This window comes from Sphingopyxis sp. PET50 (assembly GCF_025244705.1).
Classification (GTDB): Bacteria; Pseudomonadota; Alphaproteobacteria; order Sphingomonadales; family Sphingomonadaceae; genus Sphingopyxis.
In genome coordinates this window covers 247,714-271,553 of the sequence record NZ_CP104207.1, presented here as the reverse complement: position 1 = coordinate 271,553, position 23,840 = coordinate 247,714, and the positions used below count along the sequence as shown (strand labels likewise).

Sequence of the window (23,840 nt, the reverse complement as noted above, 5' to 3'; positions counted from 1 at the left end):
CGCCCGATTGCCGCGCTGTTTCCGATCGACACGCTGGGCCGCGCCTATCGCGATGCCGCGACGCGCGCACGGCGCGCCGGGCGGCTCAGCTATGGCGACCCGCGCGGCTCGCTCGCGCTGCGCGACCGTATCGCGACCATGCTGCGCGCGCAGCGCGGCATGGTGGTGCGGCCCGAACAGATCTGCGTGACGCGCGGCAGCCAGATGGGCATCGCGCTCGCGGCGCGGATGCTGATGCGGCCGCGCGACGCGGTGATCATGGAATCGCTCGCCTATACCCCCGCCATCTCCTCCTTCGCCATGGCGGGCGCCAAGGTGCTCGGCGTTCCGCTCGACAATCAGGGGATCGACGTCGAGGCGGTCGAGGCGCTGTGCCGCCGCGAGCGCGTGCGCGCGCTGTTCCTGACGCCGCACCACCAGTTTCCCACGACGGTCTCGCTGCGCCCTGAGCGGCGGCTGCGGCTGCTCGAGCTCGCGCGCCAGTTCGGCTTCGCGATCGTCGAGGATGATTACGACCATGAATATCATTTCGAATCGCAGCCGCTGCTGCCGATCGCGAGCTATGCGCCGGGGCGGACCATCTATATCGGCTCGCTGTCGAAGCTGACGCTGCCGAGCCTGCGGATCGGCTATGTCGTCGCCTCGACCCAGGTGATCGACGCGATCGCGGAGCTGGTGATGACCGTCGACCGGCAGGGCAATCTATTGACCGAGGAAGCCGCCGCCGACCTGATCGCGTCGGGGGAATTGCGCCGCCATGTGCGCAAGACGCATGCGATCTATGCCGAACGCCGGCAGAGCTTCGCCGCGGCGCTCCGCCGCCATCTGGCGGACCTCGCCGAATTCGACATGCCCGAAGGCGGGCTCGCCTACTGGCTGCGCTTTCGCGACATGGCGGCGCTCGACCGGATCGACCGCGGCGCCGCGTCGGACAAGCTGCGCTTCGCGCCCTCGACCTCCTTCGCGGTGCCTCCGTCGCGGGAACGCGGGCTGCGGCTGGGCTTCGCGAGTCTGGAAGAAGAGGAAGCCGACCGGGCGCTGCGCGATCTTCGCGCGCTCGCCGAGCTAGGATGGGTCCGCCATGGCCTGACGAATGAAATCCGCGCCGTCTTCGATCGCATCGCGCGCGACCTTCGCCACCGACATCGCTTCGAGGAAGCTATGCGTGGCACCAGGGTAGATTTTCGCTTTCACATCGACAGCCGCCCTGCGCAGCCGCGTCTCCATCGCCAGCGACTGCTCGGCCAGAAGGTCGCATTCGGGAATCACGAGGAACAGCGGCGGTAGTCCGGCGAGGTCGGCCAGCAAAGGGGAGGCGAGCGGGTCATCCGCTTCAGCCCAGTCGCTCAGATAATTGACGTAGTAGCTTTGCGCCTCCGCCCGATCCATGATCGACCCCGGCCCGCCGAAGCGCGCTTCCGCCTCGTCCGACACCTCAGGCGAGAAATAGCCATAGTTGGACAGGATCGCGCGCACCAACCCGGCCTCGCCGCGGGCGGCGAGGCGCAGCGCGGCCGCGATGGACAGGTTCGCACCGGCGGAATCGCCGCCCATCGCCAGCCGATGCGGGTCGACGCCGAGGTCGCGGCCATTGTCCCTCAGCCACAGCATCAGCGCTTCGATCCGGTCGAGCGCGACTGGATATTTATGTTCGGGCGACAGCGGATAATCGACGCCGATCACCGCGAAGCCGCCGCGTGCGGCATATTCGCGCATCAGCCGGTCGTGCGTGTCGATCGAGAACAGGGTGAAACCGCCGCCGTGCAGATAGACGAGCGCGGGCGCCGGATCGCCCGCCCCTTCGGGCTTGTGGACGCGGATACGCAGTTCACCGGCGCCGGGGTCGAACAGCCGTTCTTCGGCCCCCGCCATCGCCGGTCCACCCTCGGTCCAGCGCGCCCGCACCGCTTCCGAAACGCGGCGCTGCTCGGGAAACGACAGATCCGCGAAGGGCGGATGCTGCGCCCAGCGCGCCGTCATCTCGTCGAGGAACAGCCGGATTTCCGGGTCGATCGTCACTTTACTGGCAGCCACTGCGCGTCCCCCTCGCTATTCGCGAACCAGGGCGCTAGCCGCTTGCCCGGCACGGGCCACAGCTCGTCGAGGGTGTCCGCGTCGAACAGCTGGCCGCCGCGCATCACGAGCGTCAGCGACCGGGTGTTGCGGATGTCCGCCAGCGGATCGGCGTCGAACACGACCAGATCGGCATATTTTCCGGTTTCGAGCGTGCCCATGTCCTGCAATCGCCCGATCACCTCGGCCGCCCCCGCCGTCGCGGCATGCAGGATCGCCGGCGGCTTCATCCCGCCCAGCGCATGCGCCTCCATCTCATAGTGAAAGCCGATCCCCGGCTCATCGCCGTGCGATCCCATGCCGACGAGCGCCCCCTGCTCCGCGAGCGCCGCCACGTCCGCCGCCAGGGCCGGCATGCGCGAGGCGTCGAGCGAGCCCCAGCGGCGGTGGCCCAGCCGGTGCGCGATCGCCATCGGCGACCAGAAGCGCCGCACCTTGTCATCCAGCGCCGGATCATATCTTGCCACATAATAATGGCTTCCCGTCAGCCCGCTGGTGTTGACGAGCAGCGTCGAGACATAGCTGGCGCGCGTGAGCCGATAGAGCGTCAGCACATCCTCCTGCAACGGCGCGAGCGGCAGCGCATGTTCGTTGCCGGCATAGCCGTCGAGGATCTGGGTCAGGATCAGCTTCGGATTGTGGCTGCCCTCGGTGGTCGGCAGCATGCCCTGTTCGCGCGCGGCCATCGCGATCCATTGCCGCACGGTTCGGCTCTCGCCGCGATATTGCTTGATGTTGCGCAGACCCCACGCCCCGCGATAGCGCCGCAAGACGGCGCGCACCTGATCGAGCGAGGTGAAGCGCTCCTTGGAAAAGAGCGCCGGGCCGGTCGAGCGCAGCCGCGGCCCGGCGATCAGCCCGGCGTCGATCATGTCCTGATAGGCGATCTGGTCGATGCCGAGCGTCGAGGGATCGAAGGAGGTCGTCACCCCGAAGGCGAGCCGCGCCGCCAGGTCCCATTCGTCATAGCCGACGATATTGCGGCGCACCCCGCCGATATGGTCGTGATCGTCGATGAAGCCGGGCGCCACGGTCTTCCCGCCCAGCTCGCGCTCGGGCGTTCCGGGCGGCACCGCGAAACTGCCGCGCGGGCCGATCGCGGCGATGCGGTCGCCGGTGACCAATATGTCGGCATCCTCGATGATCCGATCGCCGTCCGCCATGGTCAGCGCGCGGGCGCCGCGCAGCAACAAGCTGCCCGCCGGCCGCGCGCGGGGCAGTTCGGCGATCAGTTCGACATGGTCCTTCGGCGTCGGCGCGGCCGCGTCGGGCAGCGTCTGAAGGAAATTGCCGACCGACCACATCAGGCCGCCATCGGCGCGCCAGTCGAAATAATCGGCACCCATGTCGGTGACCTTGCGTCCCGGATTGCCCGGCGCGGTCAGATCGACCTCGACCTTCGGATCGGTGGGCGTGGGCAGCAGATAAAGCTGTTCGCTGGTCTGCGCGGCGATCCACTTGCCGTCGGGGCTGATCTGCAGGTCGTCGGCATAAGCGAGCCGTTCGGTAAAATAATAATCCTGCGCCCTGACCGTCGCGATGGGCCGCTGCGCTCCGCTCGCAAGCTCGATCGCGACGAGTCCGCTGGCGCCGAGCAGATAGGCGGTGCCGGGATCGCCCGCCACGAAATGGGGTCGCTGCCCCAGCCGCGCCGCTGGTCACGACGCGCGGCGCGCCGCCTGCGATCGGGAAGGAAACCAGGTCCGAGGGACGCAGCGTCCCGAACTCGAAACTCGTTTGCTGCCGCGCCGCGGCCGGCGAGCGCACGGCGAGGATCGCGCTGCCGTCGGGAGTGTAAGCCGGATGGCTGTAAAAGGCCGCCACGTCGCTGACCTTCACCGGCGCGCCCGATCCGTCCGCGGCGACGGTCCACACCGCCCCGCCCGCCGCGTCGCTCCAGGTCACATAGACGATGCGCGATCCGTCGGGGCTCCAGCTCGGCAATGACGGCGGATCGCCGCACGATCGGCAGGCGCAGCGATGCCCCGCCCTTGCCGGCTGCACATAGACGGCTCCCAGCGCCGCATAGGCGACGCGTTCGCCGTCGGGCGACAGGCTGGTACCGTTCGGCAGTTTCGCGCGTATCGGCCCCGTTTCTTCGCGGAAGGAAATGCGCGTGCTCGGCCCGACCGCGAGCTTGAGCTTCGCGGTGAAGTTTATTCGGGTCGGCGCCGTCCCGTCGAGCGGGCGGCGCTCGATCCGTCCTTCATGGGCGATGAGGATCGCCTTGCCGTCGGGGGTGAAGCTGTAGCGCGGGATCAGGTCCATCCACGCCGCGCCGTTCGTCAGGTCGAGCGGCGCCGGCTCGAGGTCGCGATCGAGCCCGGTCGCCAGATCGCGCACCCGCAGCCGCGTCGCCCCCAGCCGCCGCGTCGCATAGGCAAGCAGCCTGCTGTCGGGAGAGATGGCGGGGCGGAAGAAGGTCTCGCCCCCGGCCTCGCGCCCGCCCGAACTGGTGACGACCGGCTGCTCGGCCCCGGTCGCAAGGTCGCGGCGCACGATCGTCCATTGCACCGGCTCGTCGACCGACAGGTCGCCCACGCGCCGCGCATAATAGAGATATTTGCCGTCGCGCGACGGCGACACGCCCAGGGTGCTTTGCCAGGAGTCGCGCGGCGCGTCATCGCCCGCGCGGATTGCGGCGACCAGCTCGCCCGGACGGCCCCCTATCGGATGGCGCCACAGTTCATAATGGCCGAGCCGGATGCGATAGCGGCTGACATAGACCGATTGGCCGTCGGCGCTCCATTCGGGCGAGGTACGCACCGCGCCATCGTCATCCTCGCTGATCCGCCGCGCATCGCTGCCGTCGGCGCGCGCGATCCAGACATTGTCGCCGCCCGACCGGTCGCTGACATAGGCGATCCATTGGCCGTCGGGGGAAAAGACCGGCTGTACCTCGAACGCCAGGCCGGTCGAGACCGGCACCGCACGACCGCCCGTCGCGGGCAGCGCATAGATTTCGCCGAGCATGTCGAAGAGGATCGTCTTGCCGTCGGGCGACAGCGCGAGCGACATGAAGGTGCCGCTCGACACGTCATATTCGAGCGTCCGCGCGGGCTTGAGCGGCAATCCCTCCTGCGCGCCTGCGGGTACCGCGAGCGCCATCGACACCCATGCCGCCAGAACCGGCCGCCTCATTGCTTTGCCCCTTCCTTCGCCTCAGTTCGGCTCCCACGTCTCCACGCGGAAGCTGTCCGGATGATAGCGGGTGACCGGCGCGCCGCCATCCCGCCCCGGAAATTCGGTGGAATCGGCATTGACCAGATAGAGCCGCCCGGTGCGGCGATCGATATCCATCATCCGCGCGCCGAAATGGGTGCGGACGGTAGCAAGGTGGCGCAGCGCGTCCGGCCCGTCCAGCGCGACCACCGTCATCGTGCCCTCGTAATTGCTGGTGACGGCGCGCTCCCGCGCCGCGTCGATCGCCAGCGCGTCGAGCCCCTTGCCGATCGCGACGCGCGCCGTCACCATGCCCGTAGCGGGATCGAGGATGAACAGTGCCGGCCGGTCGCCCCCGCACGCGCCCAGCAACCGGTTGGTCGCGGCGAGGTATCTCAGCTTCGATACGTTGCAGCCGACATCCCAGCGGGCCAGTTCCTTCAACGTGCGCGAATCCAGCGTGAGCACCAGCCCGTCGAGGCGCACCGGCGCATAGAGACGGCCCTTTCCGTCGGCGGCGGGGTCGTCCATCTTGCGGAACGGAAAGCGCGTCGTCGCCAGCAGCTTGCCCGTCGCGGGGTCAATGCTGAACCAGGTCGATTGCGCCGGGCGCGAGCCGGTAATCATGTGCAGCCGGCCCGACGCCGGATCGAAGGCCCCGCTGTTGAGCCCGCCATCGTCCGCCAGCTTCACCCGCGCGAGCGGCTCCAGCGTCTTCAGGCCAAAGCTGAGCAGCGACCCGTCGGCCATCGCGGCATAGCCGCGGTCGAATTGGGGCAACAGCACCGGCCCGTTCGCTCCGACCGAATCGGGCATCGTCATGATCGGCTGGCCGCGATCGACGTCGTAGACCGTGAGCCCGTCCTGCAACCGCGCCATGAACAGCCGCGCGCTGCCGGGTTCGAACTTCACATAGTCCCAATCCGTGTCGGAGCTGGGCAAGGTGACGCTGCCCGTCTTGACATAGGGCAGGTCGGGTGCGGCCTCCTGCCCCGCGACCGTGCCGCCACCGAGCAGAAACGCCGCAAAGGCGATCCGAAAGCGCTCCATCCTCATCTCCTGTCAGCCGGCAAGTTCGCGCGAGCGCGCCGCCGCCGCCGCGACCACCGCCCGCGCCAGCCGGTCGATCGCCTCGTCCGTATCCATCTCGGCCAGCCCCGCCGCGGTCGTGCCGCCGGGGCTCGTCACCTGCCGCCGAAGCTCGCCAAGCCCGGCCGAGTCCGCCTCGGCCAGCGCGGCCGCGCCGCCGAAGGTCGCCCGTGCGAGCTGCATCGCGAGCGAGGGCGGCAGGCCCGCCTCCACTCCCGCCGCCGCGAGCGCTTCGGTGAAGCGGAAGAAATAGGCGGGGCCGCTGCCCGATACCGCCGTCACTGCGTCGATCTGTCCCTCGTCATCGAGCCACACCAGCGCGCCCGTCGAGGCGAGCAGCGCATCGACCGCCGCGCGGTCGCCGTCCCGCAGCCCCGGCCCGGCGACCGCCGCCGTGATCCCCTTGCCGATCGCCGCCGGGGTGTTCGGCATCGCGCGCACGATACGGCCGCTGCCGAGTTCGGCTTCCAGCCGGGCCAGCGGGATACCCGCCATGATCGAAACGAACAGCGCGCCCTGCCGCGCCAGCGGCCTCAGCGTCTCCGCGATCGGGGCGAACATCTGCGGCTTCACCGCCAGCACCGCCACCAGCTCGCCGCCGGCATCAATCGCTTCCAGCCTGTCGACCCGTTCGGCGCCCTTCGGCAGCGCCGCGAGCATCGGATCGAACACCAGCACGCGATAGGCGCCCGTCCAGCCGCGCGCCATCGCGCCGCCCATCCGCCCGCAGCCGATGAGCAGCACGTCCATCAGCGCGCGTCCTTGTACCGTTCGGCGAGCAGATCCTGCCGCGAGCGGGTCGATGCCTGCCGCCCCTCGACGATCACCGCGACCGCATTGGTGGACGGCTCGAGCGGATCGCCATCCCACACCACCAGATCGGCGTCGCTGCCTTCCGCCAGCGTGCCGCCGCCGCGGCCCCAGATGCTGAGCGGATTGACCGTCACCGCGCGCAGCGCCTCGACATAGGTCAGCCCGTTCGCGACCGACAGGCCCGCGCCCTCGCGCAGCGCCATGCCGGCATTATAGGTCATGTGGATGATCCCGCCCGCCATGCCGAAGGCCACCGGCACGCCGGCGCGGGTCAGGATGACGGCATTGTCCTGTCGCGTACCGACCTGATCGAAGGCGAAGGGCAGGTTGGCGAGCGGGTCGAGCACCACCGCGACCTTCGCCGCGGCGAGCACATCCGCCGCGCGCCACGCTTCGGCGCCGCCGACGATGACCACCCTGATGCCGAATTCCTGCGCGAGCGCCGCTGCCTGGCGAATATCGGATTCGCGGTTGGTCTGAATCGCGAGCGGCAGTTTGCCCGTCACAATCTGGACGAAGGACGCGTCGCCGCCGGGCGGGACGCCGGCACCCGGCGGCGGACCCCCGGGCCTGTCCTTGCCCTTTCCCTTTTTCTCCGGCGCGGGCGGCGGCGCGGCGGCGCGCTTCGCGTCGGAGAGCAGCTTGCGAAGCGCCGTCCATTGCTGGGCGCGCGCGCCGAGCCGGTCCCACGCGCCGCCGCCGATGACGACATAGACCGCGACGCCGGGCCGATCGAGGATGTTCACGCCATCGCGCAGCCGCGCGAAGGACGGCTCGCCCGACAGCGGCGCCGCGCGCGACTGCGACGGATAGATCAGCGCGCGTGTGAGACCGTCGGCGCGGGCGAGGCTCACCAGCGTCGAATTGCCGTTGAGCGCGCGGCTGACGTCGAACCCCGGGCTGCGCTCGTCGGTGGAGGCATCGTCGCGCGTATCGAGCGCGGAGGCCACTTCGACGAGCCCGATCTGGGTCGCGGCATTGACGAGGCCCGGCGTCACCGGCTTGCCGCGCGCGTCGATCACCGTTGCGCCCTCGGGCACCGCGCCGCCGGGCGTCACCGACAGGATGCGCCCGTCCTCGATCAATATGGTCGCGCCTCGCACCGGCTCGTCCGCTTCCATCGTCCAGGCCTCGGCATTGGTCACCGCGAGCGTCTGCGCCGCAGCGGGGCTTGTGGCGGCGAGCGCCAGCAGCATCGCAAGACTTTTCATCGCACCGTCTCCTGCTCGGCCGAGCTCGAAGTCGGATATGGACGGCGGCGGGGGCTTCGACCGGTCCCACGCGATCGCGCCGTCAATCAGCACGAGGTCGGCCTTGCTGTAGATGCTGAACGGATCGCCCGACCACAGCACGACGTCGGCCTGGTAACCCGGCGCGATCGTGCCCACGCGCGTGTCCAGCCCCAGCAGCTTCGCCGGGTTGCTGGTGGTCCAGCGGATCATCTGTTCGGGCGGAATGTCGATACCGATGCGCCGTCCCGCCGCCGCGGCCTTGGCTGCCGCGATGTTCAGCCGCTGGCCGTCGGCGGCCGAATCCGAATGCATCATCACGCAGGCCCCGGCGCGTTCGAGCAGCGGCGCCTCGGCGCGCACCGCGTCCTGCGCCTCCATCTTGAAGCCCCACCAGTCGGCCCAGACCGCCGAACAGGTGCCCGCCGCGGGGAGCTGACCGGGAATCTTGTAGGCTTCGGTCGCATGATGGATCGCGCCGATCCGGAACCCGAACTCCTTGGCGACATCGAGCACCGCCTCGATATCGCCCGCGCGATAGCAATGGAGGTTGACGCGAATGTCGCCCGCGAGAATGCCCGCCAGTGCCTCCAGCTTCAGGTCGCGCTTCGGGGCGGCGGCGGTGCCGGCGCGGTATCGCTCCCACGCGCGCTTATAGTCCCGCGCGTCGCTGAAGGCCTGGCGCATATAGGCGATCACGCCTTGGCGGCTGGTCGGTCCGTCATTGTCGTTTTCGGCGCCCCAGCTCTTGGGATTTTCGCCGCACGCCATCTTGAAGCCCTGGACCGCCCCCGCAACCTTCATCGCCGACACGGTCGGCGCGCGAACCGGCTTCACCACGACCGAGCGGCCGGCGAAGATCGGGGTGGAGCCGGGCAATATCTGCATCGTCGTGACGCCATTGGCGAGCGCGCGATCGAAGGCCATGTCCTGGGTATTGACCGCGGTTTCGACCCAGGTATCGGCGACATTGGGCGCGCTGACGTCGGACACGTCGCTCGCCATGCGATCGATGGTGGTGAGCGGCAGCACGAAGGTGCCGTTATGGGTGTGGACGTCGATCACGCCGGGCGTCACCCAGCGGCCCCTGGCATCGACCTCGCGCACCCCCGGATTGACGAGTCCCTTGCCCACCGCGACGATCTTTCCGCCGCGCAGCAGCACGTCGCCGCCGTCGATCCGCCCGCCCGCGCCGTCGAGGATGGTCGCGCCGCGCAGCAGCATGTCGTCGGGCGGCGGCGCGCGATAGGTGCTGGGAAAGGGATCCTCCTGCCACGGAGTCGGCACCGCGCGCTGCGCTGCGCCGGGAGGCGCCACGGCCAGCAGCGCCCCTGCGGCAATCGCCGACATGAACCGAATTGCCTTCATCGCTCCCCTCCCCATCGTTCAGCGCCCGGCGTTGAACCGTCGCATCCAGCCGGTCACCGCATCGCCATCAAGCGCGGCGAGAATCCGGTGCAGCGTTTCCGCGCCTTCGTCCTGACCCAGCTTGAATTTGCCCGAAAGGCCCGTCACGCGGGCGCGGAAGCCGATGATGCGCTCCAGCATCGCATGATAGCGCGGTCCCAGCTCATCGACCTCCCAGGGCTCGGGCCGTCCCGCCTCCATCGCGTCGATCAATATCTTCAGCGAATATTCGGTCAGCCCCGCGTCGATGACGATCTCTGTACCGATGCGCAATTGCGCATAGTTCCAGGTCGGGGCCCAGTCGCGCCGCCCGGCATGCTCGGGACTGACATAGGCGTCGGGGCCGCTGAACAGGATCGTCGCACGCGGATCGCGTTGCAGCGCCGCATGGAGCGGATTGGACCGCATCATATGGCCGATCAGTTCGACCAGCTGGCCGTCCGCGTCGAATATCGGGATCAGCGGCAGCAGGCTGGCGTCGATCGCGGCGCCTTCGCCGGCGCAGACCCACGCCAGAGGGTGGGCCTCGATCAGCGCACGGACATCCGCATCGCTGAACCGCTCGAACAAGGGAAGTTTCGTCCCGACCCCATCCCTCGCCCATTCGGTTGCCGCTTCAGCTTCGTCCATCCGCCCCTGTACCTGCAGTTGAGGGCCCTCTTCTTTCCCAGCGTTGGAGCTGCGACAAGCACCAATACATAAAAGGTCGATGGTCCAGCATGCCATTGCGGAGCCGCGAGGTTGGCGCTAGGCTTGGTTCCGCAAGCGCCGATTTTATTGCAGAAAGGACGGTCCAATGCTTCGTCCATGGCAGGTGAGCCTCGGGGACCGGATCGACCCGGCGCGCGACGTTCCCATCTATATGCAGATCATCCAGGCGCTGATCCGCGATATCGAACGCGGTCGGCTGACCTCCGGCACCTACCTCCCCTCCAGCCGCGAATTCGCGCAGATATTGGGCGTCAACCGCAAGACGGTGGTCATCGCCTATGAGGATTTGATCGCGCAAGGCTGGCTCGCGTCCGTCGGCACGCGCGGAACGATGGTCGCGACGACGCTGCCCGAGCCGGTAAAGCGGCAGCACGGCGAAGCCGAGGCGACGATGAGCAATGCGGTGATCGACTACCGCTTTGCCCCGCCGCCCGAACGGCCGCTCGCGCTGCCGTCGGGGCCGGGGCTCAAGCTCGACGAGGGCGCGCCCGACGGACGCCTGTTTCCGGCCGAGCTGCTCGCGCGCGCCTATCGGGCCGCGGCGCATCGCGCGTCGCGGGAAAACGGCTTTCAATATCGTGACCCGCGCGGATCGCCGGCGCTGCGCGAAAGCATCGCGACGATGCTCAAGAGCCAGCGCGGCCTGCCCGTCGCGGCGGAGAATATCTGCATCACGCGCGGTAGCCAGAACGGCATCTTCCTCGCCGCGCATGTGCTGGTTCGCCCCGGCGATTCGGTGATCGTCGAGGCCGTGACTTATGAGCCCGCGGTCGCGGCTTTCCGGGCACTGGGCGCGAACGTCCTGCCCGTCGGCCTCGACGAGGAAGGGATCGACGTCGAGGCGGTCGAACGCGCCTGCCGCCGCAACGCCGTGCGCGCGGTATTCGTCACGCCGCACCACCAGTTTCCGACCACCGTCTCGCTGCGCCCGCAACGGCGGCTGCAGCTGCTCGAGCTCGCGCGCCAGTTCGGCTTTGCGATCATCGAGGATGATTATGATCACGAGTTTCACTTCGAATCGCAGCCGCTGCTGCCGATGGCGGGTTATGGACCCAGCCATGTCATCTATGTCGGGTCGATGTCGAAGCTGCTGCTGCCCGCGCTGCGTATCGGCTATATCGCCGCACCGCCGTCGGTGATCGATGCGATCGCGCACATGGTCTCGCTGACCGACGGCATGGGCAATACGCTGACCGAGGATGCCGCCGCCGAACTGATCGAAAGCGGCGAACTGCGCCGCCACGCGCGCAAGGTTCGCCAGGTCTATGCCAGGCGCCGCGAGGGCTTTGCCGCGGAGATCGACCGCACGCTGGGCGATATCGTCGATTATCGCATGCCCGATGGCGGCCTCGCCTTCTGGCTGCGCTTTCACGATACCGACCTCGACCAGATGGAGACGCGCGCCGTCGCGATGGGCCTGCGCTTCGCTTCCTCGCGCTCGTTCATGAGCAGCGACGACGCGCCGCGCGGGCTGCGCATCGGTTTCGCCAGCCTGAACCAGCATGAAGCGCGCACGGCGCTGGCGGCGCTCCGCAAGGCGGCCGAGCTGACCCGGTCACTGGTCCCATTGCTCCCATGAATCTTGGATGTTTTCCGATCCATGACGAGGGCAGAGCCTGATCCTCGTCCAGGAGGGAAAAATCATGAAATATCGTGTCGCATTATTGCTCGCCGCCGCGCTGCCGCTCGGCCCGGCGCTTGCCCAGCAGACGCCCTCGCCGCCGCCCGCCGCAGAGGATGAGGCGTGGCCCGAGGCGTGGTTCGAAATCTTCAAGCTCGCGCCGGGCAAGCAGGAAGAATTCATCCGCCAGATCGCACTCGGCGATCAGGTCTATGCCGCCGCCGGCCTGCCGCCGACGCAACTTTTCTTTCATGAAAATGGCGCCGACTTCGACGTGATCCTGTTCAAGCCGTCGACCGGCGCGGCGCCGACGCCCGAACAGCTTGCGGCGATGGCAAGGAAGCAGAAGGAGCTCGGTCTGCCGAGCGGGCCCGCCTATTTCGTCTATATCCGCGAATATATCGCCGAACACACCGACTCCAAAACCTATGGCCCGCTTTCCGCGGCGCAGTGGCTCGGTCGGCTCGACAAGTGGCGCGCCGAAAATCCGGCCCCGGCCGCGGCGAAGAAGTGATGCTCGGCCGCCGCAGCCTTCTCGCCCTCGCCGGCGGAACCGCGGCGGCGGCCGTGACCCGCAGCGCCTTTGCGGGCGGCGGCGAGCCGCTGGATACCGCCTATGTCAACGCCCGCGTGTGGACAGGTGCCGGCCCCGCCCTACGGACCGATGCGATCGGCGTGCGCGGTGAGCGTATCGCCGCGATCGGCAGCGATGCCGTGCGGGCGCGCACCGGAAAGAACACGCGGGTCGTCGACCTCAAGGGCGCCTTCGTCACGCCGGGCTTCATCGATCCGCACGTCCATTTCGTGATCGCCTCGACGATGCTCTCGCAGCCCTCGCTGCGCGACGCCGCCAACCGCCAGGAATTCGTCGAGCGGATCGCCGCGGCGGCGAAGGCGCTGCCGAAGGGGCAATGGCTCGAAGGCGGCAACTGGGACCAGGACCGCTGGGGCGGCGAAATGCCGCACCGCTCGTGGATCGACGCGGTCACGCCCGACACGCCCGTCGCGGTCATCCGCTACGACCTGCACATGCTGCTGCTCAACTCGCTGGCGCTGGAGCTCGCGGGCATCGACCGCAACACTCCCGACGTGCCGGGCGGCGTGATCGAACGCGACGAGGCCGGCGAGCCCACGGGCATCGTCAAGGACGCCGCCAAGGATCTGGTCCAGCGCGCGATCGCCGCGCCGACGCCCGAGCAGATCGACGCGGCGACGCGCAACGGGATCGCGCACGCGCTCGGCAAGGGCGTGACGCAGGTCCATCCGACCGAACTCGACACCGCGACCTTCGAATCGACCCGCCGCCTGCGCGCCAAGGGCGAGACCGGACTGCGTTTCCGCCACTATCTGCCGCTCAAGGACTGGGAGGCACAGGTCGCGCTGATCGGCGCCGAAGGGCGCGGCGACGACTGGGTCCAGTGGGGCGCGTGCAAGGTGGTGTTCGACGGCTCGCTCGGTTCGCGCACCGCGCGCTTCTACGAACCCTATGCCGACGATCCCGCGACGCGCGGCATCGTCGTCACCGATCCCGCCGACCTGCGGCGCTGGATCGAGGGCGCCGACAAGGCAGGGCTTCAGGTGACCGCGCACGCGATCGGCGACGAGGCCAACGACATCGTCCTCGACAGCATGGCCGCCGTCGCCAAGGCAAACGGCCCACGCGACCGCCGCTTCCGCGTCGAGCATGTCCAGCATATGAAACCGCACGCGATTTCCCGCTTCAAGGAGCAGGGCATCGTCGCATCGGTCCAGCCCTATCACGCGATCGACGACGGCCGCTGGGCGGTGCGCCGGATCGGCGAGGAGCGGCTGAAGACCAGCTTCGCCTTTGGTTCGCTCGTCCGCTCGGGCGCGCATGTCTGCATGGGCTCCGACTGGCCCGTCGCGCCGATCGATCCGCTCACCGGGCTCGATGCCGCGGTCAATCGCGAGACGCTCGACGGCAAGAATCCGCAAGGCTGGCATCCCGAACAGCGCGTCACGTTGGCGCAGGCGATGCACAGCTATACGCAGGAAGGCGCCTATGCCGGCTTCAATGAAAAGCGGATGGGGCTGATCGCGCCGGGCTTCCTCGCCGACCTGGTCGTCTGGGACAGCGATTTTTTTGATATTGACTCGCATTCTCTGTTAAAAGCAAAGGTGCTGCAGACAATCGTGGGCGGGATTCCGCGGTTCGGCTAAGATTCTTGTCCCCGATTGTTATTTTGCTGCTCGACTGGTCCCTTCTAACTGTCGAAACTGGATGTTTTGGGGCCCAATCCCGACAATCATATTACAGTTCTGAAACAGGCCTGGTCCCGGCAAGTCTTGTTTCGAAGGGGAATCGGGACACCAGTGGGGGAATAGCAATGGTCGCCTATCGTAACATCATGGGAGCAAGCGCGCTCGTCGTCGCGTTCATCACCGCCGCACCGGTCCTGGCGCAGGAGACGGGCGAGGACGAAAGCATCGTCGTCACCGCGCAGCGCAACAACCAGACCAAGGTCACGGGCGGAGGCAATGTCGGCGTATTCGGCACCAAGGCGGCCGAGGATATTCCGTTCAACATCCGCAGCTACAATGAAGCGCTGATCCTCAACCAACAGCCCGATACGCTGGGCGAAGTGCTGGAGAACGATCCCACGGTCCGTACCGCGCTGGGCTTCGGCATCGCCGACGAAGTCTTTGTCATCCGCGGTTTCGATCTGTCGTCCGACGACGTCGGCTTCGACGGCCTCTACGGCATCACGCCCCGCCAGCTCGTCGCGCCCGAGCTTTTCTCGTCGGTTCAGGTCATCAACGGCGCAAGCGCCTTCCTGAACGGCGCCGCGCCTGGCGGCAGCGGCATCGGCGGCAGCGTCAACCTGATCCCCAAAGCGGCCGAACGCGATGTGATCCGCGGAACGCTGGGTTATACGTCCGCCCAGCATTTCTCGGGAGCCGTCGACGTCGCCCGCCGCTTCGGCGCCAATGACGAATGGGGTTTGCGTGTCAACGCATCGGCCCGCCGCGGCGACATCGCGATCGACGACGAATTCCACTCAAGCTATGTCCTCGGCGCGACCCTCGACTACAACAACGGCCCGCTCCGCGCCGCGCTGAACCTCAACTACCAGCGCCTGAACCATGTGAACTGGCGCGGACAGGTCGGCATCGGCGCGGTCATCCCGCGCGTGCCGGACGCCGACACCAACTATTCGCAGCCGTGGAGCCAGATCCTGACCAAGGATTTCTTCGGCACCTTCAGCGTCGAATATGACCTCTCCGACGCCGCCATGGTCTATGCCAAGGTCGGGGCGCGCGACGGGCGCGAAGACCAGACCACCGCCAGCATCACCGTTCTGGACGCCGTGACCGGCGTTGCGACGGGTAGCGGCTCCTATGTGCCGCGCGAGGACAATAATGAATCCGCCACCGCCGGCATCCGCGTCAAGCTGGAGGGCGGCGGCGTCAGCCACGAGATCAACGCTGGTTTCGCGGTGAACTGGCAAGTCAACCGCAACGCCTATGACTTCGATCTCGTCGGCTACGTCACCAACCTCTATGATCCGGTCGTCGCGCCTCGGCCCGCCCCCAATCAATTCGTGGGCGGCGACCTCGACGATGTGTTTCCGATCACCCGCCGCCGCCTGTCGAGCGTCTTCGTTTCGAACACCCTCGGGTTCTGGGACGACCGCATCCTCATCACCGGCGGCCTTCGGCTGCAGGAGATCAAGACGTCCTCCTACTCCTATACCGATGGCGCGCTCTCCGGCGGTTACAAGGAATCGGGGGTAACCCCGGTGTTCGGCCTCGTGATCAAGCCGGTGGAGGGGCTGTCGATATACGCCAACCGGATCGAAGGGCTGATCGCGGGTACGAACGCGCCCGCGACCTACGACGATGACGGCCTGCCGGGAACGCCCCCTCTGCCCGTCGTCAACGGCGGCGCGGCATTGCCGCCGGTCAAGTCGAAGCAATATGAAGTCGGCGGCAAGCTGAACTTCGGCCGCTTCAACGCGGGCCTCGCCCTGTTCCGGATCGACAAGCCCAACAGCTTCGTCGATCCCGCCACGATCATCTATGGCAATTACGGCACCCAGCGGAACCGCGGCATCGAGGTCACGCTCGACGGCGAACCGGTCGACGGCCTCCGCATCATCTCGGGTGTGACCTTCAACGACGCCAAGCTGCGCCGGACCGAGGGCGGCGTGAACGAGGGCAATGACGCGGTAGGCGTGCCCGAAGTGCTCGCCAACGCGAACGTCGAATGGGATCTGCCCTTTTTCCCCGCACTCACGCTGGTCGGCCGCGTCGTCTATACGGGCAAGCAGGCGGCGAACGACGTCAATACGCTGGAACTCGACAGCTGGACCCGCTTCGATCTTGGCGCGCGCTATGTCGCACTGGTGGGCGACACCCCGCTGACGCTGCGCTTCAACGTCGATAATGTCGCCGACAAACGCTACTGGGCTTCCGCCTACAACGCCTTCAGCGCCTTCGGCACGAGGCTGCTTCAGGGTGGCCCGCGCACCTTCAAGGCGTCGGCCTCGATCGAATTCTGATCATATGGCGATTGCTTCGAAAGCCCGGCCTGCCCCGGCCGGGCTTTTTGCCGTTCCGCGCTTTGCGGTGGGACATTTGGACCCGTCGGGTCCTCCAAAAGTGGACGTTTATCGGACCGGCACGAGGCGGCAATAGCGCAAGATGACCGAAGCAACCCGCAAAGCGAAGGTTTCGCTCCGCTCCCCCGTCCTGAAGATCCACCGCTGGCTCAGCATCGGCGCGGCGATCTTCTGGCTGCTCCAGGCGATCACCGGCGTGCTGATCGTCTTCCATTGGGAAATCAACGATGCCGCCATCTCCCGGCTCGAGCGGCCGACCGATCTTGCCGCGATCGAGCGCCGGATCGACGCTCTCGCGCCGCCCGGCGGCGCCGCGATCGTGCAGTCGGTGTGGGACAGCGGCAGCAACAGCGACCGCTATGTCGTGTTCATGCAGGACGCCGAAGGAGTGCGGCGCGGCGTGCGGCTGGCGGGGGACGGAACGATACTTCGCAACGCCGCGCCCGACGACAGCACACTGATGGAATTCCTCGTCGGCTTTCACCATGATCTGCTCGGCGAATGGGGAAGCTGGATCGTCGCGATCAGCGGCATATTGTTGTGCAGCAATCTGTCGCTGGGACTCGTCGCCGCTTGGCCGAAGCGCGGCACCTGGCGCCGCGCGCTCGTGCCGACGCGCAAGGGCCCCGTCGCCGCGCGCCTCTATTCCTGGCACCGCGCAATCGGCCTGTGGGCCGTCGTTCCGGCATTGGTGATCGCCGCGACGGGGACGATGATGAAGTTCGAGGACGGCGTCGGCAGTCTCGTCGGCGCCGCGCCGGTGGCGCTTCCCGCCAACCCGCGCGGCAGGCGCGCCGGTCGGTTTCGCCGCCGCCGCGCGCGCCGGCTGTCGCCGCGATCCCGGGCAGCAGCCTGACGTCGGTCGGCTGGCCGACACCTGGCGACGCAACCTACAGCGTCCGCGTCCGCGCGCCGGGCGAAATCCGGCGCGACTGGGGGGCGAGCGTAGTGCTGGTCGATGCCAACACCGGCGGCATTCGGGGTGTCTTTCCGATCGGCGAGGCCGCGCCCTCGCGCCGGTTCATGATGGCGCTGTTCCCGATCCACACCGGCGAAGCGGGCGGATTCGTCGGGCGCCTGTTGTCGATTGCCATCGGCCTGTGGCTGATCACGATGATCGTGGCGGGATGCCTGCTCTGGGCGAAGCGCCGCAAGGCGCGCGCCGGAAAGCGATGGGATTGAGCAAGTGACGATGAGAACGACAATATATCCTCTTTGCGGGCGGCTTGGCCGCTTTCGCGGCACGCTTTTGGCCGTTGCGCTGCTCGCGCCCCCCGCTTGGGCCCAGGAAGACCGTCTTGCCAGGCTGGAGCAACAGCTTGCGGCGCAGCAGGAGCGGATCGCTCAGCTTGAGGCGATGGTCGCGCGGCAGGCAGAGATGATGCAAGGGCAGGGTCACGCTCCGCCGGTCGCGCCGCCCACCCCAGTCACTCCCGCCAACACGGCGGCGTTACCGGCGCCGACCACCTCGGCCTCGCCGCAGCTGGCGGTGGCCACCCCCGCCGCATCTCCGGACGCCTTTCGCATCCCGGGCCTCGATGTGAGCGGGGACATGCGGGTGCGGCAGGAGTGGAACTTCGTCGACGGACGCGACCGCGCGCGCACCGCGGTGCGCGCGCGCGTCCGCGCAACCTATGCGGTGAACGACAGGTTCGCGCTCGGCACGCAGATCGCGACCGGTGATCCCGACGACCCCAACTCGACCGACGTCACCCTCGGCAACTTCGTGGATGATTTTCAGGTCTCGCTCGACCAGGCATGGATCCGCTATCACAGCGGCGGGCTCACCGCCTATGCCGGCAAGTTCCCGCAGGTCTTCCAGCGCACCGACATGCTGTGGGACGGCGACGTGTCGCCCCAAGGCGTCGCTGCCGTCTATAGCGCCCCGCTCGGCGGCGGCGCCAAGCTCGATGCGCGCGGCATCTGGTTCGTGATCGACGAGGCGGCCGTGGCGCGCGACAGCGACATGCTCGGCGGCCAGCTCGCCCTCTCCGTACCGCTCGGCTCCGCCGTCAAGGCGGGGCTGACCGGCAGCTATTATCATTACCGCCTCGGCTCGGTCGCCGGCGCCGAGGCGGGCGACTTTCGCGGCAACCTGCTGGCGGGCGGCCGCTATCTCTCCGACTTCCATCTGATCGAGGGGATCGGCACGCTCGGCTGGACGGGTCCCTCGGAGCGCTGGCCGGTGACCTTCACCGCCGTCTATGTCCGCAACCTCGGCGCCGCGGTGCCCGGCGACACCGCGTTCAACCTCGAACTCGCGGCGGGCCGCACCGCCAAGCCCGGCGACTGGCGCATCGCCTATAATTTCTCGGAGGTCGAAGTCGATGCGGTGCTCGCGGCGTTCAGCCACGACAATATCGACCTTTCGACCAACTACCGCCTCCACGGCCTCGGCCTCGCCTATGTCCCGGCGCCGAACCTCCAGCTCGACCTGCTCTGGTATCATTACCGCCCGCTCGACGCAGCCTACGCCGGCGCGCTGGCGCCGTCCGACTGGCTCGACCGCATCCGCCTCGCCTTCCTGGTCAGCTTCTGACGCTGCTCTGCGCCCTGATGCTCGCCGCGGCGAGCGACGCCGCGCCCGCAGCACCCGCGCCGCACCCGCACGGCCACCTGCCGCACGGCCATACCCACGCGCCCGGCGAGATCGACGAGACGCACGGGCCGCTGCTGCTCCAACTCACCTATACCGGCGAGGTGATCGGCAACGCGGCGGGCGGCGTGAAGCGCGGCGCGCGCTATCTCGATAATCTCGACATCGTGTTCGAGGCCGACATGGAAGCGCTCGCGGGCTGGACCGGCGCGCAGGTCCATGTCTATGGCCTCTACAACAATGGCAAGTCGATCAGCGACCTGGCCTAGCGACACCCAGGCGGTCAGCAATATCGAGACCGGCACCCGCGCGCTGCGCCTCTACGAAGCGTGGATCGACCAGAAGATCGGCCGGCATGCCTCGCTGCGCGCCGGCCTCTACGACCTCAACGCCGAGTTCGACGCGCTCGACGCCGCCGGCCTGTTCGTCAGCAGCCCGAACGGCATCGGCACCGACTTCGGACAGAGCGGCGAGAACGGCCCGTCGATCTTCCCCTCGACTTCGCTCGCCGCACGGCTCGCGGTAATGCCCGCCGAGGGCTGGACCCTCCGTGCGGCTGTCCTCGACGGCGTCCCCGGCGACCCCGCGCATCCGCGCCGCACCGCGATCGAGCTGGGGAACGGCGACGGCGCGCTGCTCGTCGGCGAGGTCGAGGCGCCGCTCGGCGGCGGCAAGCTTCTCCTCGGCCACTGGCGCTACACCGCGAACTTCGAGCGCAACGACGGCAAGGGCGCGGGCGACGGCAATGAAGGCACCTACATCCGCGCCGAGCTCCCGCTCCTCGAACGATCGGGCCGCACCGTCGATGCATTCGTCCGGCTCGGTACCGCCCGCGGCCGCTTCAACATGTTCGGCCGCTTCGCCGACGGCGGCCTCACGTTCGGCGGCTGGATCCCCGGCCGCGAGCAGGACGCGTTCGGCATCGCGCTCGCCGCGGCGTTTACATCGGACTCGCATCGCGCCGCGACCGGTGCCGCCGCATCCGAGGTCGCCGTCGAAGCAACCTACCGCGCCCAGCTCTCACGCTGGCTCGCCATCCAGCCCAACATCCATTACATCCGCCGACCATCCGCCGACCTCCGCATCGCCGATTCCCTGGTCCTCGGAATCAGAGCCGAAGCCAGCTTCAACCTCTCCGGATTCTGAACAATCGGCCCCCCGCCGCGTCGTCGCCCTATCGAATGTTCGAATTGCGGCGAAAGCCGTCGATCCCGGTCTGCCCGATGGCATGACAGCTTTCGAGCGCAAGATTATAACGGCCCGAATGGCCGACATCAGGCGCGAAGCGGGCTATGCCGCGCGGCTGGACGGGCTCGATCCGCTGGCGGCCGAACGGCTCGCCGGCCTTTATGGCGGCGAGGCAGGCGAACTCGTCGCCTCGATCAATGACGTCGCGCAGGCGATCGGCGGCGGATACGCCTTTTCCGACGCCACGGGCGCGAGCGCGACGATCGTCAAGCTGGCGCGCGTCGCGCTGCTCGCTCCGGTCGTCGCACTCGTCGGCCTGCGGCTGAAACCGCGCGACGGCGGCGACAGGCGCATCTGGCGCCGGCTCGCCCTCCCCTGGTTCATCGCCGCCTTTTTCGCGATGGTGACGTTGAACAGCGTCGCGCCGGTCCCCGACGCGGCACGCGACGCCGCGCTGACGGCGTCGAAGGCGCTGCTCCTGCTCGCGGTGACCGCGACCGCGATGCGCACGCGGATGGACCTTTTGCTCGAGATGGGCTGGCGCGCGGCGGTACCGGTGGCGCTGGCCTCACTGACCAGCTTCGTCGCCTCGCTGCTGTTCGCGATCGCGATCGTTCCGGGCCACCCGGGCTGACCGGCCATTGCCAGCGGGCGCGCGACGGCGATCACGGACGATAGGGTATCGAGTCCGGGGCGACGATGCCGACGTCGCGCGCGTAACGGTCCCACGCCGCCGCGAGTTCGTCGCGCTTTGCGGGTGCGGCGAGCGACAGGTCGCGCGTTTCACCGGGGTCGCGCCCGATGTCGAAGAGGCGCCACTGGCCGTCGCCGATGTCGGTCAGCTTCCAGTCGCCCCGACGATAGGCGCGCGAGCCGAAGAGTTCGCTGCCGAAACCGTCGCCGGTCCCATAGACCCGCGCCGCCGGATTCCGGAGCCACGCCAGCCACGAGCGGCCCGTGATCGCCCGCACCGTCCTGCCCCCGACTTCAAGCGCGTCGGGATCGATGCCGGCGAGGTCGAGCAAAGTCGGCGCGATATCGGCAACCGAGAGAAACTGGGTGTCGGCGCCGCCGCGCTGCGGAATATTCGCGCCGCTGACGAAGGCAACCGCCCTCGTGCCGCCCTCGCTCTGATAGCCCTTGGTCAGCCATGACGGCGCGGTCGCCGCCTGCGCCCAGCCGGCGCCGTAGGTGACATAGGAGGTCGCCGCGCCGCGGTTGGCGAAACCGTTGTCGGCGCCTTTCGCATAGCGGCCGAGCATTTCGGCGCCCGTGGTCTCGATATCGAGCGCCTCGGCGCCATTGTCGGCGAGGAAGAGGATCACCGTATTGTCAAGGTCTCCCGACGCGCGCAGCGCCTCGATGACGCGGCCGACATTCTGGTCGAGGCGGTCGACCATCGCGGCATAGATTTCCATGTTGCGCGCAGCGGTACGTTGCTGGTCGGCGGTCAGCGAATCCCAGCTGCCGTCGCGGTTGCGCGGGGTGTGCGGCACGACGTCGGCGGGCAGGATGCCGAGTTCGCGCTGCCGGTCGAGGCGCTGCTGCCGCAGCGCGTCATATCCCGCATCGTAGCGCCCCTTGTAGCGCGCGATATCCTCGGCGGGCGCCTGCAACGGCCAGTGCGGCGCGGTGAAGGCGAGGTAGGCGAAGAAGGGCCGCGCTTTCCCTGCCGCGGGCCGCTCGCCGAGAAATCCGATCAGCCGGCTCGCGAAAGCGTCGCTCGAATAGAAGCCGACGGGGAGCGCGCTCAGCGGCTTGCCCTGTTCGGTATAGGTCGCAGTGGTGCCAACGTCGGTGCCGAAGTGATTGTGACCGCCCTGCAGCAGCGCAAAGCTGCGCTGGAATCCGCGCGCGTGCGGGTCCTGCTCCGGCGTCAGCCCCAGATGCCATTTGCCCGAAAACAGCGTGCTGTAGCCGCCAGCCGCCAGACGCTCGGCAAGCGTCGCGACGTCGCTGCGCAAATAGCCTTCATAGCCGGGCTTTCCTTTCTGGTTCGGCCGGATGAGTTCGGCCATCGTGCCGAGCCCGGCGAGGTGATTGTCGGTTCCCGACAGCAGCATCGAGCGCGTCGGTGAACAGGTCGGCGCGGTATGGAAGCTGGCAAGCCGGATACCCGCGAGCGCCAGCCGGTCGAGATTCGGCGTCCGGATTTCGCCGCCAAAGGCGCCGATATCCGAATAGCCCAGATCGTCGGCAACGATGACCAGGAAGTTCGGACGCCGCTCCTTCGCGTGGGCGGGCGAGGCAACGATCAGAAAGGCAAGCAGCAGCGAGGCGAAACGCTTCATCGGGATATCCTCGGGAAAAGGAAGGGCGGCGCGCCACGGGCGAATGGAACCCGGGCGCGCCGCAGTCGGGACCGGCGCAGTCGCAGGAAGGGAGAAGAGGTCGGCGCTAGGCCGGTTTCGATCAGGCGGGTTCGTATTCGACCGCCTTTTCCTGCCGCACGGTGCGGCTGCGGCGGCCGTCGATCGCGACCGGAACCTCGCCGTGGATCGTCGCGCGGCGGAGCGTGCGGCGCTGGAGCCCGAAGTCGGCGGTCGCGCGATGCTGGGTCGCCTGATTGTCCCAGATCGCCACGTCGCCCGCCTGCCAGCGCCAGCGCACGACATTCTCCGGCTTGGTGATATGCTCCTGCAGCGTCTGGAACAGCCGCGCGCTGTCGACCTGGTTCAGCCCGACGAACTGCTTGACGAAATGGCCGAGCAGCAGGCTGCGCTGGCCGCTGACCGGATGGACGCGCACCACCGGATGTTCGGTCTCGTACACGGTCGAGGCGAAGACGTTGCGATGCTCCTTGATCCGCTTCGCGGCGCTTTCGGCGTCGGGTGCCGACTGGAGGATCGACGCATAGTCATAGAGGTTGGTGTGCGTCGCCCACAGATTGTTGACAAGCTGGCGCAGCACCTCGGGCAGGCCTTCATAGGCGGTTTCGCCGTTCGCCCACTGGGTGTCGCCGCCCGCTTCGGGGATGGTGATCGCGCGCAGGATCGACGCCTTGGGATAGGCGTCGACGAAGGTCACGTCGGTATGCCAGCTCGACGCGGCATAGCCTTCGCGGCTGTCGAGTTCGAGCAGATAGCGCGAGCCTTCGGCCACCGGCACCGTCGGATGCGCGACCGGATCGCCCAGCAGCGCGGCGAAATCCTCATGCTCCTGGTCGGTCAGATGCTGCTGGTCGCGGAAGAAGAGCACCTTGTGCCGCACCAGCGCGGCCTCGATCGCCTGCACCACCGGCGCGGGCAGGTCGCCCGACAGCTCGATGCCATGGACGATGGCGCCGATCGTGCCGGTCACCGGCGTGATGTCGAGCGGGATGTTCTTGTCGCGGGCATTGGCATAGCTGTTGTGAAGATCCGTCATGT

The 23,840-nt window shown here is 68.2% G+C and carries 19 protein-coding genes and 1 pseudogene; 11 read left to right on the top strand and 9 right to left on the bottom strand.

What is annotated here, in order from left to right; all coding sequences use genetic code 11:
- Positions 1 to 6: 6 nt before the first annotated feature.
- Positions 7 to 984: pseudogene (locus tag N0A20_RS01525) on the top strand (PLP-dependent aminotransferase family protein); the annotation flags it as partial.
- Positions 985 to 1,065: 81 nt separating this feature from the next.
- Here N0A20_RS01525 and N0A20_RS01520 read toward each other — a convergent pair.
- The 7 genes from N0A20_RS01520 to N0A20_RS01490 form a co-directional block, all read right to left on the bottom strand.
- Positions 1,066 to 2,034, bottom strand: a complete 969-nt coding sequence (locus N0A20_RS01520) for an alpha/beta hydrolase fold domain-containing protein (protein ID WP_260582279.1) — start codon at positions 2,032 to 2,034, stop codon at positions 1,066 to 1,068.
- Positions 2,016 to 2,372: an amidohydrolase family protein gene (locus tag N0A20_RS01515; RefSeq protein WP_260583981.1), complete on the bottom strand. Its 357-nt coding sequence runs from the start codon at positions 2,370 to 2,372 to the stop codon at positions 2,016 to 2,018. The genes N0A20_RS01520 and N0A20_RS01515 overlap by 19 nt, the downstream gene beginning before the upstream one ends.
- Positions 2,373 to 3,036: 664 nt before the next feature.
- Positions 3,037 to 5,214, bottom strand: coding sequence for a hypothetical protein (locus N0A20_RS01510; protein WP_260582278.1), 2,178 nt, complete (start codon positions 5,212 to 5,214; stop codon positions 3,037 to 3,039).
- A gap of 21 nt (positions 5,215 to 5,235) precedes the next feature.
- Positions 5,236 to 6,285: a YncE family protein gene (locus tag N0A20_RS01505; RefSeq protein WP_260582277.1), complete on the bottom strand. Its 1,050-nt coding sequence runs from the start codon at positions 6,283 to 6,285 to the stop codon at positions 5,236 to 5,238.
- Positions 6,286 to 6,297: 12 nt separating this feature from the next.
- A complete protein-coding gene (proC, locus tag N0A20_RS01500; RefSeq protein WP_260582276.1) occupies positions 6,298 to 7,074 on the bottom strand; it encodes a pyrroline-5-carboxylate reductase in 777 nt (258 codons plus the stop codon).
- The gene (locus N0A20_RS01495; protein WP_260582275.1) at positions 7,074 to 9,734 is read right to left on the bottom strand and encodes an amidohydrolase family protein; all 2,661 of its coding nucleotides are present in this window, start codon (positions 9,732 to 9,734) and stop codon (positions 7,074 to 7,076) included. The genes proC and N0A20_RS01495 overlap by 1 nt, the downstream gene beginning before the upstream one ends.
- Positions 9,735 to 9,752: 18 nt before the next feature.
- Entirely contained in the window at positions 9,753 to 10,343 is a 591-nt protein-coding gene (locus N0A20_RS01490; RefSeq protein ID WP_260582274.1) for an FMN-binding negative transcriptional regulator, read from the bottom strand.
- Positions 10,344 to 10,569: 226 nt separating this feature from the next.
- Here N0A20_RS01490 and N0A20_RS01485 point away from each other — a divergent pair, with 226 nt between their 5' ends.
- From N0A20_RS01485 to N0A20_RS01440, 10 genes are all read left to right on the top strand, one after another.
- On the top strand, positions 10,570 to 12,063 hold the full coding sequence (locus N0A20_RS01485) for a PLP-dependent aminotransferase family protein (protein WP_260582273.1): 1,494 nt from the start codon (positions 10,570 to 10,572) through the stop codon (positions 12,061 to 12,063).
- A gap of 64 nt (positions 12,064 to 12,127) precedes the next feature.
- Entirely contained in the window at positions 12,128 to 12,619 is a 492-nt protein-coding gene (locus N0A20_RS01480) for a hypothetical protein (RefSeq protein WP_260582271.1), read from the top strand.
- A complete protein-coding gene (locus tag N0A20_RS01475; protein ID WP_260582270.1) occupies positions 12,619 to 14,286 on the top strand; it encodes an amidohydrolase in 1,668 nt (555 codons plus the stop codon). The genes N0A20_RS01480 and N0A20_RS01475 overlap by 1 nt, the downstream gene beginning before the upstream one ends.
- 167 nt (positions 14,287 to 14,453) lie before the next feature.
- Entirely contained in the window at positions 14,454 to 16,628 is a 2,175-nt protein-coding gene (locus N0A20_RS01470; RefSeq protein ID WP_260582268.1) for a TonB-dependent receptor, read from the top strand.
- A gap of 142 nt (positions 16,629 to 16,770) precedes the next feature.
- Positions 16,771 to 17,544, top strand: a complete 774-nt coding sequence (locus tag N0A20_RS01465) for a PepSY-associated TM helix domain-containing protein (protein WP_409574710.1) — start codon at positions 16,771 to 16,773, stop codon at positions 17,542 to 17,544.
- On the top strand, positions 17,526 to 17,870 hold the full coding sequence (locus tag N0A20_RS01460; protein ID WP_409574812.1) for a PepSY domain-containing protein: 345 nt from the start codon (positions 17,526 to 17,528) through the stop codon (positions 17,868 to 17,870). Before N0A20_RS01465 ends, N0A20_RS01460 begins: the two co-directional genes overlap by 19 nt.
- A gap of 67 nt (positions 17,871 to 17,937) precedes the next feature.
- The gene (locus N0A20_RS01455; RefSeq protein WP_260582266.1) at positions 17,938 to 19,227 is read left to right on the top strand and encodes a putative porin; all 1,290 of its coding nucleotides are present in this window, start codon (positions 17,938 to 17,940) and stop codon (positions 19,225 to 19,227) included.
- 17 nt (positions 19,228 to 19,244) lie between these two features.
- Positions 19,245 to 19,553, top strand: coding sequence for a carbohydrate porin (locus N0A20_RS01450; protein ID WP_260582265.1), 309 nt, complete (start codon positions 19,245 to 19,247; stop codon positions 19,551 to 19,553).
- A complete protein-coding gene (locus N0A20_RS01445; RefSeq protein WP_260582264.1) occupies positions 19,525 to 20,430 on the top strand; it encodes a carbohydrate porin in 906 nt (301 codons plus the stop codon). Before N0A20_RS01450 ends, N0A20_RS01445 begins: the two co-directional genes overlap by 29 nt.
- Before the next feature lie 118 nt (positions 20,431 to 20,548).
- Positions 20,549 to 21,106 (top strand): putative sulfate exporter family transporter, encoded by a 558-nt coding sequence (locus N0A20_RS01440; protein WP_260582263.1) that lies wholly within the window; start codon positions 20,549 to 20,551, stop codon positions 21,104 to 21,106.
- A 31-nt stretch (positions 21,107 to 21,137) separates the two neighbouring features.
- Here the strand turns inward: N0A20_RS01440 and N0A20_RS01435 are convergent, their stop codons facing one another.
- Together N0A20_RS01435 and N0A20_RS01430 are read right to left on the bottom strand one after the other, a co-directional pair.
- The gene (locus N0A20_RS01435) at positions 21,138 to 22,763 is read right to left on the bottom strand and encodes an arylsulfatase (protein WP_260582262.1); all 1,626 of its coding nucleotides are present in this window, start codon (positions 22,761 to 22,763) and stop codon (positions 21,138 to 21,140) included.
- Positions 22,764 to 22,884: 121 nt separating this feature from the next.
- Positions 22,885 to 23,838, bottom strand: coding sequence for a TauD/TfdA dioxygenase family protein (locus N0A20_RS01430; RefSeq protein ID WP_260582261.1), 954 nt, complete (start codon positions 23,836 to 23,838; stop codon positions 22,885 to 22,887).
- Positions 23,839 to 23,840 lie beyond the last annotated feature (2 nt).

Bases quoted from the DNA above. Each gene is read 5' to 3' on its own strand.
- N0A20_RS01515 (WP_260583981.1), bottom strand. From the start codon at position 2,372: ATGGGATCGCACGGCGATGAGCCGGGGATCGGCTTTCACTATGAGATG.
- N0A20_RS01510 (WP_260582278.1), bottom strand. From the start codon at position 5,214: ATGAGGCGGCCGGTTCTGGCGGCATGGGTGTCGATGGCGCTCGCGGTA.
- N0A20_RS01505 (WP_260582277.1), bottom strand. From the start codon at position 6,285: ATGGAGCGCTTTCGGATCGCCTTTGCGGCGTTTCTGCTCGGTGGCGGC.
- proC (WP_260582276.1), bottom strand. From the start codon at position 7,074: ATGGACGTGCTGCTCATCGGCTGCGGGCGGATGGGCGGCGCGATGGCG.
- N0A20_RS01495 (WP_260582275.1), bottom strand. From the start codon at position 9,734: ATGAAGGCAATTCGGTTCATGTCGGCGATTGCCGCAGGGGCGCTGCTG.
- N0A20_RS01485 (WP_260582273.1), top strand. From the start codon at position 10,570: ATGCTTCGTCCATGGCAGGTGAGCCTCGGGGACCGGATCGACCCGGCG.
- N0A20_RS01480 (WP_260582271.1), top strand. From the start codon at position 12,128: ATGAAATATCGTGTCGCATTATTGCTCGCCGCCGCGCTGCCGCTCGGC.
- N0A20_RS01475 (WP_260582270.1), top strand. From the start codon at position 12,619: ATGCTCGGCCGCCGCAGCCTTCTCGCCCTCGCCGGCGGAACCGCGGCG.
- N0A20_RS01470 (WP_260582268.1), top strand. From the start codon at position 14,454: ATGGTCGCCTATCGTAACATCATGGGAGCAAGCGCGCTCGTCGTCGCG.
- N0A20_RS01465 (WP_409574710.1), top strand. From the start codon at position 16,771: ATGACCGAAGCAACCCGCAAAGCGAAGGTTTCGCTCCGCTCCCCCGTC.
- N0A20_RS01450 (WP_260582265.1), top strand. From the start codon at position 19,245: ATGCTCGCCGCGGCGAGCGACGCCGCGCCCGCAGCACCCGCGCCGCAC.
- N0A20_RS01445 (WP_260582264.1), top strand. From the start codon at position 19,525: ATGGCAAGTCGATCAGCGACCTGGCCTAGCGACACCCAGGCGGTCAGC.
- N0A20_RS01440 (WP_260582263.1), top strand. From the start codon at position 20,549: ATGGCCGACATCAGGCGCGAAGCGGGCTATGCCGCGCGGCTGGACGGG.
- N0A20_RS01435 (WP_260582262.1), bottom strand. From the start codon at position 22,763: ATGAAGCGTTTCGCCTCGCTGCTGCTTGCCTTTCTGATCGTTGCCTCG.
- N0A20_RS01430 (WP_260582261.1), bottom strand. From the start codon at position 23,838: ATGACGGATCTTCACAACAGCTATGCCAATGCCCGCGACAAGAACATC.